Below are 12671 nucleotides of genomic sequence, written 5' to 3' on the forward strand. Positions count from 1 at the left end.
GCGACCGCACTACTGCGCTTGTGCGCTCTGACTCCCCGCCTCATCCTGGCTTTCAAGCTTTGCCCGCAAATTTTCCAACGGCATGGCACCATTTACGCGCGTGTTATCAGGGAAGAATAAAGCCGGTGTACCCGTGATACGCAACTTGCGCGCAAGGGCGGTAATTTCCGCTACTGGTGTCTCACATTCACGCTGTACAGGCTTGACACCATTGAGCATCCACTGACGCCACGCAGCAGCAGGATCTTCCGCACACCAGATATCGCGCGCTTTTTCATGTGAGTCAGGCGAAAGAATCGGGAACAATAACGTGTAAACCGTCACGTTATCGATTTGGGTTAGCGTTTGATGCAAGCGACGACAATAACCGCAATTCGGATCTTCAAATGCCACCATGACCCGACTGCCGTCCCCAGTGACTTGTTTAATGGCTTTATCGAGCGGCAATTCGTCGAAATTGACCTGGTTCAAACTGTGCAGGCGTTTGGCCGTTAAATCGATACGGTCGACGGCATCGATTAGCGACCCTTGCATGACAAAACGCACTTCGGCATCGCTATAAACCAAATCATTGCCAACCTGCACTTCGTACAAGTCATTGAATGGCGTATGACGAACAGCCACGATTTCGACGCCGGGAAAACGATCCTCGAACCGCTTTTTGACCTGATCAGGCTGAACCATAGGCTCAAGCGGTTCCTGTTGAGAAGCAGCCAATGAATTTGAGGTGTTTTGCCCTGCCCCTTCAGCACGGGCGGTTTCTTGCACCTGCTGATCCGGAGGGTATTCTTGTTGCTCCAACGATTGCGCAACGCTTGCGCCTGCAAACAAAACACTGCATACAGCAGCGAGAAGCACTTTGCGCACCCAATTCAACAGCATGAAATCTCCTTGAAAAACTTGGCCTCGGCAACGGCGCACCTTAATGGCGCGAAGCGCCTTTAATAAGTTGACGCTTAAGCATCGGCACGGTATTTACTATTGATAGCCCGGCATTTCTTGCTATCACGACCGGTGGAAAACGGGACGAAAACAAACGATGCAAACCATCGGTGACAAAACGCATCATGAAAACAGGCTCCGCACGTGCGCGACGATAACGCGCCAATAACCGCACATCGCCGGCACGCTGATATGACGGTTTTTCGCGTAAAACGTTCAATAATGCAGCGACGTCGCCCAAGCCAAGGTTCAAACCCTGCCCCGCCAAAGGGTGGACCCGATGCGCGGCATCGCCCACTAATGCCACGCCGGGCGCAATCACATCGCTGGATTCAAGAAAAAGGGGAAAACCCAGTACCGGCGCCGCCACCCGAACCTGGCCCAACTCATGGTTGAGCCCGGCCAAATGGGTATTCAGCCAATTGCGCGCCTGGTCTTCTGCCATGGCCAACAAAGGCTCAGCCGCTTTTTTGGGCATAGACCAAACCAATGAAACTTGCGCGCCTGCCTGCGTGTTCGGCGTAGGCAAAAATGCAATCACGCCTTCTGCAGTAAACCACTGCAGAGCCGTATTCTGATGAGGTCGCTCGACATGCAAATGGGTAACCACCCCCATTTCATCATAAGCACGCGAAGAGGATTTTATGTGTGCCGCGTCACGAACGGCCGAGCGCGCCCCTTCAGCCCCCACTACTAAATCTACCTCGATAAGTGACCCGGATTCAGTACAAATTCTGCCTGGCGCATCAAAAGCAACAAAGCGATCATTTAGCCATTCAACCCCGAACACCCGCACCGCTTGTGTAAGCGCACGCTCTATTTCGTCTGACTCAACAATCCAGGCCATAACGTCCTGTGCATCCTGCCAGGCATTCAGCTCAAGACGCCCACTGGCGTCGCCGAAAACCTGCATGGCTTCCACCGGCGTAACCCGGGAAGCATCAAGCAGCGACCAAACACCCAGCGACTCCAGAAAACGCCGGCTGGCGGGCGAAATGGCATAAACCCGGGCACCAAAACAATGGGGCCGGGCCGGTGCAATAACACGCTGCGGGCCAACCAGAACAGTACGAAATCCGGCGCGCGTCAGCCCCAGGGCCGTAGCCAAACCCACAATACCGGTTCCGCAAACCGCGATATCCGTCTTTTTCATCGTGCCGAGGGTGCACCCGCTTGTCGTGGCCAAAGCACCCAAACCTCGCCTTTTTGTTTCATTCTGCCGGCTTGTGCACCGGCGTCATCGCCAAAACCCCAGTAATAGTCAACCCGCGCCGCACCCTTAATGGCCGCGCCGGTGTCTTGCGCAAACACCAGACGGCGCAATGGGGTTGGCGACGCAGGATAAGTAGTGGCCAGATACACTGGAGCCCCCAGGGGTACAAAAGAGGTATCGACCGCAATTGACCGCCCCCCGATCAGCGCAATGCCGTACGCCCCTTTGGGCCCCAACTCAGGGTCGAGAACGGCTTCCTCGCGGAAAAACACCATGGCCTCATTCGCATTCAACATTTCCTGAACACGTTGAGGGTTGCGTTTCGCCCATGCCTTGATATTTTGCATGGAAGCCTGCGCCAGGGGAAGCTCTCCCTGGTCGGCAAGCCATTTCCCGATAGAAGCATACGGGCGACCGTTGTGGTTGTCGTATGCTAAACGAATGGTTTCACCATTAGGTAATTGCGCCCGACCTGAACCCTGTATTTGCAGGAAAAACGCTTCGACCGGGTCGTTTGCCCAAACAATGACCGGCGGAGGATCATCGGACTGCGCGATTTGCGCCCGTGTGTCGTATGGGACCACCCGTTGGCCGTCGAGCTTGCCGCGAATTCTTTTTCCCGCAAGTTCCGGGTAAACCGCACCCAGGTCAATCGTAAGCAAATCGTCTGGCGACGCGTATAACGGCCACTGATATTCGCCGGTGCGTTCACGGGATGCATAAATAAGAGGTTCGTAGTAACCCGTGACTGTGTTGCGCGCAAGCTCACCGGTGCCTGTAAGCAAACGCCAGGGTTGCAAGTGCCGTTGCAGAAACGCGCGAATTGCCGCAGTGTCGGTAGAGCCCTCTTCGGGCAGGCCGGACATCAACACCTCGGCACAGACGGGTTGCCAGACGCGAGGGGTAGCACGCGCCGGCATAGTTAATGACCCCGAGACGGGGCGCATTAAGCCTTTGCAGTTATTAACGAACGCCTTCCACACCTGATTCAGATTGTCGTCCTGCCAGCCTGGCAACGCTCCCCATTCAACGGCCTGAAACTTTCCGGCAAGGGAACGGGCCGGCGTTTCCGGCAATGACGTCAGTTCGGGTACCTGCAATGGCCGCACCGAAATATCCTCAACCGGCTCGGCCGGCGCAACCGATGGTGGCGGCTCAGGCTCGGTAGTGGTACAGGCGGCCAAAAAAATCGACAACAAAAATACGGGCAGTAGCCGGTTCACGGAAGCTCCAGAGCAGGAAAATGCGGTCATCAGTACAATCTCAATGCAGTGTGCGCGGCATGGCCAACACGAATTCGGCAATTTCGGCCTCAAACGGAATACCGTTGTCACCCACGCAATGATACGAGCCCTTCATGGTTCCATGCGGTGTGGGCAAGGGGCAACCACTGGTGTATTCGAACGTTTCGCCCGGGGCCAAGAGCGGTTGTTGCCCAACCACGCCCAACCCCCGCACTTCCTGCACATTCTGCCGGCCATCGGTAATAATCCAATGTCGGCTGATTACCTGGGCGGCATGTTCACCATTATTGGTAATGCGTACGGTATAAGCGAAAACGTAATGCTGCTGATCAGGTTTAGACTGCTCCGGCAGATACTGAGGGGTTACCGTGATACTCAGATCATATGGTTTCATAAAGCCTTTCCGTGGAATTGAAATACTAATGTCATCCGCAATAATGTCATATTCTGGCCCGAAATTTCAGTGGGTCGCTTCAGGACGGTTATAAATGTCTACATCCAACACCACCCGTATTGCTCCCAGCCTGCTATCTGCCGATTTTGCGCGCCTGGGTGAAGAAGTTCGCAATGTCGTTGAGGCCGGCGCCGACTGGATTCACTTTGACGTTATGGACAACCATTATGTTCCCAACCTTACCATCGGGCCGATGGTTTGCCAGGCGATTCGACCACACACATCCGCCCCCATCGATGTTCACTTGATGGTTGAGCCGGTTGACGACATTATCCCGCAATTTGCCAAGGCAGGCGCCGACATCATCACCTTTCATCCCGAAGCCTCACGCCATCCCGACCGCAGCCTGGCACTGATTAAAGACCACGGCTGCAAGGCAGGTTTGGTTTTCAACCCCGCCACACCCCTGGACTGGATGGATTACGTTATGGAAAAACTCGACATCATTCTGTTGATGTCTGTAAACCCAGGCTTCGGAGGGCAAAGCTTTATTCCCACAACGCTGGCAAAACTAAAACAGGCACGGCACAAAATCGACCAATGGACACAACTGGGCGGACAACCTATTTTGCTTGAAGTGGACGGCGGCGTGAAAGTGGACAATATCGCCCAAATACGCGCTGCCGGCGCCGATACTTTTGTAGCGGGTTCAGCCATTTTCGGCCAAACCGATTACAAAAATGTCATTGACACCATGCGCCAAGAAATTGCCAAAGGTGAAAACAATGCGGAATTGACGCAACCATGACCTATCACGCCGCCCTGATCGACCTTGACGGCACATTGGTTAACACCATACCCGACCTGGCGGATGCCACCAACGCCATGCGCACTCAAATGGGTCTGCGCCCTTTGCCGCAAGATGTCATTGCGCGCTACGTGGGCAAAGGCACTGAGAACCTGGTTAAAAAAGCATTATCAACGCAACTGAATCAAAAGCCGGACCACGCCACAATCCAACAAGGCCTGCATTTGTTCAATCAGCACTACCATCGGGTTAACGGTGAGAAATCAACCGTTTACGACGGTGTAATTACAGGGCTCAACCTGTTTCGGCACCATCAAATAAAAATGGCAGTGGTCACCAACAAGCCCAGCGAATTCACCCTGCCCCTATTACAGGCCTGTGGGCTGCACAACTACTTCGAGCACGTTGTGTGCGGCGACACTTGCAGCCAAAAAAAACCGCACCCCATGCCACTGTTGCATGCATGCAACTTATTGGGTGTCACCCCCGAAAATACCCTGCTAATAGGAGATTCCGCCCATGACACTGAAGCAGCGAATGCGGCAGGAATCGACGTTTTGGCCGTTCCTTACGGATATAACAACGGACAAAATGTGCAAAATCTGAAAGTCAGTGATATAGTTTCGTCCATTGAGGCAGCGGCCTGTTGGGCCACGCGCCATTAACCCGGTGATCTTCAGTGCTTATGCCTGGGTCTCCTGTTTGAAAGTCGTACTCAAAGTTTTTATGAACCGTTCACAGTCCCTTTACACAATCGTCGGCGCCTATTGGCGCTGGTGGCGTTTGTGTTCCGGGTCGCGGTGAATCGTCTCCTGGCGCGAAATTAAAAAGCAGCTTTCGCGCTAAAAGTCAGTTTGAATCCAGCCCGGATCTACACACGTAGCCGGGCTTTTTGGTTTCTGTCCGCTACGTGTTTTCCAGTAACACCAACCGAGAACACCATGACAGAAATAGAATTCAACGCACTTGCAGCTCAAGGTTTCAACCGCATACCGCTCATTGCCGAAACCTATGCCGACCTGGACACGCCCTTAAGCATCTATCTGAAACTGGCCCACAACTCGCCGGAGGGTGGGCGCAACAGCTGCCTGCTGGAGTCGGTCGTGAGTGGTGAGCGCTTCGGTCGTTACTCGTTCATTGGCTTACCGGCGCACACGGTGATTCGGGCCACCGGCAACAAAACTGAAGTCCTGAAACATGGCAAGGTGGTTGAAACCCATGAGGGCGACCCGCTGGCATTTGTCGAAAGCTACCAAAATCGTTTCAAAGTGGCGCTGCGGCCAGGCATGCCGCGTTTTGCGGGCGGTTTGGCCGGCTACTTCGGCTACGACACCGTACGCCACGTGGAATCAAAACTGGGGCCGGCTGTTAAGCCCTTCCCTTCCGGGCAGGGCGAAGGTACGCCCGACCTGATGCTGCTGCATATCGACGAACTGGTTATTGTGGACAACCTGGCCGGGAAAACCTATTTGCTGGTGTATGCCGACACCGCGCAACCCGAAAGTTACATTCAGGCCAAACGGCGTCTTAAAGCACTCAGACAAAAACTGCGCACGCCAGTGGTCATTCCTTACGCATACGCCAGTCTGCAAACCGATACCTACCGGGATTTCGAAAAAGAAGACTACCTGGCTGCCGTACGTAAAGCGAAAGAATACATTGAGGCCGGTGACGTCATGCAAGTACAAATCGGCCAGGCCATCTCCAAACCGTTTCGCGACTCACCGCTTTCGCTGTATCGCGCCCTGCGCTCGCTCAATCCCTCGCCCTACATGTACTACTGGAATTTCGACGATTTTCACGTCGTGGGCGCTTCGCCTGAAATTCTGGTGCGTCAGGAAACGGTTCGCGAAGGTGCAAATGAGACTACTAAAGTGACAATCCGCCCGCTGGCCGGCACGCGGCCCCGCGGCGCTACACCCACTGAAGATACGCGACTGGCCGAAGAACTGCAGGCAGACCCGAAAGAGCGGGCTGAACACGTGATGCTGATTGATCTGGCTCGTAACGATGTCGGACGCGTCGCTAAAACCGGTACGGTTGAAGTAACCGAAACCATGGCTATTGAGCGTTACTCTCATGTGCAACACCTGGTGTCAAACGTATCGGGCCAACTTAAGCCAGGTCTAAGCAATATGGACGTTTTGCGGGCGACCTTCCCGGCCGGCACGCTAACCGGCGCCCCCAAAGTGCGCGCGATGGAGATTATTGATGAACTGGAACCCGTTCGCCGCGGTATTTATGGTGGTGCGGCAGGTTACCTGAGCTATAGCGGTGAAATGGACGTGGCCATTGCGATACGCACGGGCATTATTAAAAACGGCATGCTGTATGTTCAGGCAGCAGCCGGCATTGTGGCTGATTCGGACCCGGAAAAAGAATGGCAGGAAACCGAAGCGAAGGCACGCGCGCTGATTCGCGCCGCCGAAAAAGTCCAGTTCGGTTTGGACGAACCCATTTAAGCCCCGTCGCCGGAGACACAAAATGCTTCTTATGCTTGATAACTACGACTCATTCACCTACAACCTGGTGCATTACTTTGGCGAACTGGGGGAAGAGGTTCACGTTGTTCGTAATGACCAACTCACCCTACCTGAACTGCTGGCACTGCAGCCGGATCGCTTGTGCATCTCGCCCGGCCCTTGTGCGCCGGATCAAGCCGGCGTTTCAATTGAACTGATTCAGGCGCTGGCCGGGAAAGTACCGATTCTGGGTGTTTGTCTGGGACACCAGGCAATCGGGGCGGCTTTCGGCGGCGATATTGTGCGGGCCCAAACCCTTATGCACGGTAAAACTTCACCCATTCAACATAAGGGCGAAGACATTTTCACAGGGTTACCGTCTCCTTTTACCGTCACGCGTTACCACTCTCTGGCGATCAATCGCAGCACCCTGCCCGACTGCCTGGAAATAACCGCGCAAACCGACGATGGTGAAATCATGGGTATTCGTCACAAAACCGACCCGATCTTCGGCGTACAGTTCCATCCCGAATCCATCCTGAGCGAGCATGGCCACGCCCTGCTTGAACGATTTCTTAAAATATAGAAAAAGGAAAGCAAAATGACACACATTACCCCTACAGAAGCCTTGGCCCGTTGCGTAGAACACCGCGAAATTTTCCACGATGAAATGTTGCAGCTTATGCGTACCCTGATGCGTGGTGAAATGTCGCCACAAATGGCCACCGCCCTGATCATGGGCCTGCGCGTGAAGAAAGAGACCATTGGTGAAATTACCGCAGCCGCGCAAGTCATGCGCGAATTTGCCACAAAAGTGGAAACACCCAACCCGGATGAGCTTCTGGACATGGCCGGCACCGGCGGAGACGGCAGCAACACCTTCAACATCTCCACGGCTGCCATGTTCGTTGCCGCCGCCTCAGGCGCTAAAGTTGCCAAACATGGTGGTCGCAGTGCCTCGTCATCGTCGGGCAGTGTCGACGTAGTTGAGGCACTCGGTGTGAACATTGAACTCACGCCCGAACAAATTGCAGAGTGTATTGCCGAAACGGGCATGGGCTTCATGTTCGCGCCGGCTCACCATGGCGCCATGAAGTATGTGGCCCCCATCCGCAAAGAGCTCGGCATCAAAACCATATTTAATATACTCGGGCCGCTCACCAACCCCGCCGGAGCGGGCAACCAGTTGATGGGCGTATTTCACGGCGACCTGGTCGGCATTCAGGTACGGGTATTGGAACGCCTCGGATCCAAGCACGTTCTGATCGTACACGGCAAAGACGGCATGGACGAAGTCTCGCTGGGCGCGCCCACGCTCATTGGCGAGCTCAAAGACGGTGAAATCAATGAATATGAAATTCACCCGGAAGACTTTAATGTCACGATGTCGTCAAACCGTTCGCTTAAAGTCAATAACCGGGAAGAATCCGCAGCCCTGGTAAGGGAAGCTCTGGATAATGTCGAAGGCCCGGCTCGTGATATCGTTGCGCTCAATGCAGGTTTGGCCATTTATGCCGCCAACCGCACCCAAACAATGAAAGAAGGCGTCAAACTGGCATTTGAACTCATTGCCAGCGGCGCCGCGCGCGAACAACTGGAAACATTCGCCGCGTATACCCGGAAATTCAAGTCATGAGTGACATCCTTAAAAAAATACTGGAAACCAAAAAGACCGAAGTCGCTACGGCGCGCCAAATGCGCAGTGAAGCCGAGGTCTTGCGCGAAGCACAAAGCCGCAAAGATCTGCGTGGCTTCATCAATGCCTTGGAAAGCAAAATCGAACAAGGTAAGCCTGCGGTCATTGCCGAGGTAAAAAAAGCGTCACCCTCAAAAGGTGTGATTCGGGAAGACTTCAACCCTGCCAATATTGCGAGCTCATATGCGGCACACGGCGCCGCCTGCCTGTCCGTACTCACCGATGTGCAGTATTTCCAGGGTTCATACGATTACCTGCGCCAGGCGCGGGCGGCATGCTCGCTACCCATCCTGCGCAAAGACTTCATGATCGACCCCTACCAGATCGCCCATTCCCGCGCACTCGGCGCGGACTGCATTCTATTGATTGTGGCGGCTTTGAGTCGGACGCAATTATTTGAACTGGAAAGCCTGGCACTGGAACTGGGCATGGATGTGCTGGTTGAAGTGCATGATCGCGATGAGCTGGAAATTGCCCTGCAAATGCAATCGAAGCTGCTTGGCATCAACAACCGGAATCTGCGTACTTTCGAAGTGTCTCTGCAAAACACCATCGATATGCTGCCGCTCATTCCCGCAGATCGTTTGGTTGTGACGGAAAGTGCCATTCACACCCGCGAAGACGTTGAGCTTATGCGCAGCCATAACGTGAATGCCTTTTTGGTAGGCGAGCGATTCATGCGGGCTGAAGAGCCGGGCCAGGCCCTGGAGGAGCTCTTTTTCTGACACCCTGTGCGCAAAACAATTTAAAACCCACCTGATGCCTCATTCTTTACCCGCTCAATACGACAACCAATACATTGGGGGCTTGCTTGATCAATTTCAGGCGCTCCCGGTTGAGTGGCAACGTGTTCTGGAACCGGAAAGGCACCGCCTGGAAGCGTTAGACGCGTTTCTGACTCAACGGCTTCAGAACGGTGCCACGATTTTTCCAAAAAACATATTCAAAGCGTTGCAACTGGTCCACCCGGAAAACATCCGGGTTGTGATTTTGGGGCAAGACCCCTACCACGGGCCGAATCAGGCACAAGGTCTGGCATTCTCGGTTCCCGACACCACACCCTGCCCGCCCAGTTTGCGCAATATATTTGGCGAGCTGCATCGAAGTATGCCGGACGCTTTACGGTCGCCCTCGCACGACCTATCCCACTGGGCGCAACAAGGGGTTCTGTTGCTTAATACCGTATTAACCGTTGAACAAGGCAAACCCGCCTCCCATGCGCGCAAAGGCTGGGAAACGATTACCGATTCAATCATCCGCTTTGCCGGCGCGCTGCCCCAGCCCAAAGTGTTTATGCTTTGGGGAAATCACGCACAACAAAAAGCCGGCTGCGTGCCTGAAGCGCCCAACAACCTGATACTAAAAGCCAACCACCCTTCCCCACTCTCTGCACGGCGCCCGCCTGTGCCATTTTTGGGTTGCAACCATTTTGTATCAGCGAACCACTGGTTAACAGAACAAGGACAAACACTTATCCACTGGTAACGTAAACAGTGTGTCACCCTAACGACTGTTACAAATTAGTACTATCCCTAGGTCGTGTTCCGCGTCTATACTGCGGCCACTGCATTTTTAAGCGTTGGCATTTTTGTGCGGCCTTGCCGCATCCTAGCAGTTGGCTCAATCCAGAATCACCCATGCTCAACGCCATCGATTCCTGACCCCCCAAGCCTGGTCGTTTTCTCGTTAGCACATAACGATGTCCTTTAGGTTGATTGGTCGGCACGATGTTCAATCAACCGGGTCCGGATAACTCCCCCGTTCCCTGACAATGCCTTCATTGGCAAAGGATATCTCATGTCTTTCGAAACCCTGGGTCTCGAACCCGTACTGCTGTCTGCCTTGCAAAGCGCCGGATTCAGCGCCCCCACCCCCGTTCAGTCAGCGTCCATTCCAAAAGCCTTGGAAGGCCTCGACTTAATGGTATCGGCACAAACCGGCAGCGGTAAAACAGCGGCATTCATGCTGCCTGCTTTGAACCGTATTGCACGGGCGGCGGCAGAAAACAAAAAGGGGCAAAACGTTCAGGTGCTGGTGTTGACCCCCACACGTGAACTGGCCATGCAAGTAGCCGAAGCAACAAAAAGCTATGGTGCCGGCATTAAAGGCCTGCATACGGCGGTTGTGGTTGGCGGCATGCCTTACGGTGCCCAAATCAAAGCACTCTCGCGACGTGTCGACGTACTGGTGGCCACACCCGGCCGCCTGATCGACCATTTGCGCGCACGCCGTATCAACTTGTCGAACATTCATACACTGGTACTGGATGAAGCGGACCGCATGCTGGACATGGGCTTTATTGAAGACATTGAAGCCATTGTGGCTGCTGCGCCCAAGCAACGCCAGACATTGCTGTTCTCGGCAACGCTGGATGGCTCCATTGCAACGCTCGCCGCCAAAATGATGCGCGAACCCGTTCGCATTGAAGTGTCGGGCCAGAAAGAAAAGCACGCCAACATTACACAAAGCCTACTGTACGCCGACGATAACAAGCACAAAATGCAGTTGCTTGACCACTTGTTGCGCGACAGTCGCCTGAACCAGGCCATTGTATTTACGGCAACCAAACGTGGCGCAGACGACTTGGCTGAAAAACTGTCAGACCAGGGCTACACCGCTGCCGCCTTGCATGGCGACATGAATCAGCGCCAGCGCACCCGCACACTTGGCCTGCTGCAACGTCAGAAACTGCGTATTCTGGTTGCCACCGACGTTGCCGCCCGCGGCATCGACGTACAAGGCATCAGCCATGCCATTAACTACGACCTGCCCATGCAGCCGGAAGACTATACCCACCGCATTGGCCGTACCGGCCGCGCAGGCAATAGCGGTTTGGCGTATACGTTGGCTACGCATGCCGAGCGCTACAAAATTCGCCGCATTGAAAACTTTATCGGGCAGCCCATTCCAGCTGAAACCATTACCGGTTTGGAGCCCAAGAAAACGACTTCAAGCAGCCCGAAACGCGCAGGCAAATTTGCCGGTAAGCGTAAGCCTGGCGGCGCGCCTGGTAAAGCCAAAGAGGGTTTCACCAAAAAAGCCTATGGCAACAGCCCGTTCGAGAAAAGCGGTAGCGGACGTGGCCGACCCGGCAAGCCCGACGGTGCAAACCAAACTTCGTACGCCAAACCGGCGGGTCGCCCCAGCACACGCCCCGCACGCCCTGGTTTCGGCGCCAAAACACACGCCGCCAAGCCGCAGGGCCGTCGCCCTGCGCCACGCCACGCGCAGTTTGCTTAATTAAATCCTTCCCATCGAACCACGTGGTCGATTGAGTCGCGCGTGGTTCGATATTGATTGATTTTCTGGGTGGCATCCTCGTAACCAAAGGCAATGCCACACACCAGCAAGCGATCTTCCGGCAAGTTGAAATAATCACGCACAAAGTCGGGATGCGATGCTACGGCTGCTTGTGCAATACAAGCAAGGCGGTGGCTTTGCACCAGCGCCATAAAATTGGCGACGTAAATACCGCAATCAACCGCCCCGTATACACCCAATTTTTTCGGTGTTGTTATTAGTGCGAGGTGCGGCGCGCCAAAAAACCGGTAGTTCTCCAGCATTTGGCGCTGAGTGGCTTCACGGTCTTCTTTTTTGATTTCCAAAGTGTTGTATAAAGCGTAACCGCATTCGCGACGACGCTGCTGATACACGCCTTCGTAACGTTCGGGCCAGGGAAAATCAGGATTCGCCGGGTGCGATTGAACATGTTCGTAATAAGCATCGCCAAATCGGCGCGTTGCCTCCCCCCCCAACAGCAATATTTCCCATGGCTGCACGTTGCACCATGACGCGGAACGCTGCGCCTGATCAAGAATTTCCTGAATGGTTTCCTGTGGTACCTGTTGCGCCTGATAGGCCCGGCAACTGTAGCGTGCCTGAAGAATAGACTCAATCGTTTTCATAATGCTC

Annotated in this window: 13 protein-coding genes; 8 read left to right on the forward strand and 5 right to left on the reverse strand. The window is 54.4% G+C overall.

Features of this window, described 5'->3' with window-relative positions:
• Positions 1 to 9: 9 nt before the first annotated feature.
• From CJO09_RS10445 to apaG, 4 genes are read right to left on the reverse strand one after another with little or no spacing between them, the layout of a single operon-like run.
• Positions 10 to 882: a DsbC family protein gene (locus CJO09_RS10445; protein ID WP_119442295.1), complete on the reverse strand. Its 873-nt coding sequence runs from the start codon at positions 880 to 882 to the stop codon at positions 10 to 12.
• A gap of 40 nt (positions 883 to 922) precedes the next feature.
• Entirely contained in the window at positions 923 to 2095 is a 1173-nt protein-coding gene (locus CJO09_RS10450; protein WP_119442296.1) for an FAD-dependent monooxygenase, read from the reverse strand.
• Complete coding sequence (mltA, locus tag CJO09_RS10455; RefSeq protein WP_119442297.1) at positions 2092 to 3378, reverse strand: murein transglycosylase A; 1287 nt, start codon at positions 3376 to 3378, stop codon at positions 2092 to 2094. The genes CJO09_RS10450 and mltA overlap by 4 nt, the downstream gene beginning before the upstream one ends.
• A 40-nt stretch (positions 3379 to 3418) precedes the next feature.
• Positions 3419 to 3793: a Co2+/Mg2+ efflux protein ApaG gene (gene apaG, locus CJO09_RS10460; protein ID WP_114420478.1), complete on the reverse strand. Its 375-nt coding sequence runs from the start codon at positions 3791 to 3793 to the stop codon at positions 3419 to 3421.
• 94 nt (positions 3794 to 3887) lie between these two features.
• Between apaG and rpe the strand changes: the two genes are divergently transcribed.
• The 8 genes from rpe (at position 3888) to CJO09_RS10500 (ending at position 11999) form a co-directional block, all read left to right on the forward strand.
• Entirely contained in the window at positions 3888 to 4601 is a 714-nt protein-coding gene (gene rpe / locus CJO09_RS10465; RefSeq protein ID WP_114420477.1) for a ribulose-phosphate 3-epimerase, read from the forward strand.
• Positions 4598 to 5266: a phosphoglycolate phosphatase gene (locus tag CJO09_RS10470; protein WP_119442298.1), complete on the forward strand. Its 669-nt coding sequence runs from the start codon at positions 4598 to 4600 to the stop codon at positions 5264 to 5266. The genes rpe and CJO09_RS10470 overlap by 4 nt, the downstream gene beginning before the upstream one ends.
• Positions 5267 to 5542: 276 nt before the next feature.
• Positions 5543 to 7063 carry an anthranilate synthase component I gene (trpE, locus tag CJO09_RS10475; RefSeq protein WP_119442299.1) on the forward strand — a complete coding sequence of 507 codons (1521 nt, stop codon included), beginning with the start codon at positions 5543 to 5545 and terminating at the stop codon, positions 7061 to 7063.
• A 22-nt stretch (positions 7064 to 7085) separates the two neighbouring features.
• Entirely contained in the window at positions 7086 to 7649 is a 564-nt protein-coding gene (locus CJO09_RS10480; RefSeq protein ID WP_119442300.1) for an anthranilate synthase component II, read from the forward strand.
• A gap of 15 nt (positions 7650 to 7664) precedes the next feature.
• Entirely contained in the window at positions 7665 to 8699 is a 1035-nt protein-coding gene (trpD, locus tag CJO09_RS10485; RefSeq protein WP_119442301.1) for an anthranilate phosphoribosyltransferase, read from the forward strand.
• Entirely contained in the window at positions 8696 to 9484 is a 789-nt protein-coding gene (gene trpC / locus CJO09_RS10490; RefSeq protein WP_119442302.1) for an indole-3-glycerol phosphate synthase TrpC, read from the forward strand. The genes trpD and trpC overlap by 4 nt, the downstream gene beginning before the upstream one ends.
• Before the next feature lie 34 nt (positions 9485 to 9518).
• Entirely contained in the window at positions 9519 to 10244 is a 726-nt protein-coding gene (locus CJO09_RS10495) for a uracil-DNA glycosylase (protein ID WP_119442303.1), read from the forward strand.
• A gap of 312 nt (positions 10245 to 10556) precedes the next feature.
• Positions 10557 to 11999: a DEAD/DEAH box helicase gene (locus tag CJO09_RS10500; RefSeq protein ID WP_245961302.1), complete on the forward strand. Its 1443-nt coding sequence runs from the start codon at positions 10557 to 10559 to the stop codon at positions 11997 to 11999.
• On the opposite strand, the gene CJO09_RS10505 is transcribed toward CJO09_RS10500, so the two are convergent.
• Positions 11996 to 12664 carry a nitroreductase gene (locus CJO09_RS10505; RefSeq protein WP_245961303.1) on the reverse strand — a complete coding sequence of 223 codons (669 nt, stop codon included), beginning with the start codon at positions 12662 to 12664 and terminating at the stop codon, positions 11996 to 11998. The two genes, CJO09_RS10500 and CJO09_RS10505, sit on opposite strands and share 4 nt — an antisense overlap.
• Between the last annotated feature and the right edge of the window lie 7 nt (positions 12665 to 12671).

It is taken from the genome of Neopusillimonas maritima, assembly GCF_003576595.1.
GTDB lineage: Bacteria > Pseudomonadota > Gammaproteobacteria > Burkholderiales > Burkholderiaceae_B > Neopusillimonas > Neopusillimonas maritima.

Bases quoted from the DNA above. Each gene is read 5' to 3' on its own strand.
- apaG (WP_114420478.1), bottom strand. From the start codon at position 3,793: ATGAAACCATATGATCTGAGTATCACGGTAACCCCTCAGTATCTGCCG.
- CJO09_RS10495 (WP_119442303.1), top strand. From the start codon at position 9,519: ATGCCTCATTCTTTACCCGCTCAATACGACAACCAATACATTGGGGGC.
- trpD (WP_119442301.1), top strand. From the start codon at position 7,665: ATGACACACATTACCCCTACAGAAGCCTTGGCCCGTTGCGTAGAACAC.
- trpC (WP_119442302.1), top strand. From the start codon at position 8,696: ATGAGTGACATCCTTAAAAAAATACTGGAAACCAAAAAGACCGAAGTC.
- trpE (WP_119442299.1), top strand. From the start codon at position 5,543: ATGACAGAAATAGAATTCAACGCACTTGCAGCTCAAGGTTTCAACCGC.
- rpe (WP_114420477.1), top strand. From the start codon at position 3,888: ATGTCTACATCCAACACCACCCGTATTGCTCCCAGCCTGCTATCTGCC.
- CJO09_RS10470 (WP_119442298.1), top strand. From the start codon at position 4,598: ATGACCTATCACGCCGCCCTGATCGACCTTGACGGCACATTGGTTAAC.
- CJO09_RS10480 (WP_119442300.1), top strand. From the start codon at position 7,086: ATGCTTCTTATGCTTGATAACTACGACTCATTCACCTACAACCTGGTG.
- CJO09_RS10505 (WP_245961303.1), bottom strand. From the start codon at position 12,664: ATGAAAACGATTGAGTCTATTCTTCAGGCACGCTACAGTTGCCGGGCC.
- CJO09_RS10500 (WP_245961302.1), top strand. From the start codon at position 10,557: ATGTCTTTCGAAACCCTGGGTCTCGAACCCGTACTGCTGTCTGCCTTG.
- CJO09_RS10445 (WP_119442295.1), bottom strand. From the start codon at position 882: ATGCTGTTGAATTGGGTGCGCAAAGTGCTTCTCGCTGCTGTATGCAGT.
- CJO09_RS10450 (WP_119442296.1), bottom strand. From the start codon at position 2,095: ATGAAAAAGACGGATATCGCGGTTTGCGGAACCGGTATTGTGGGTTTG.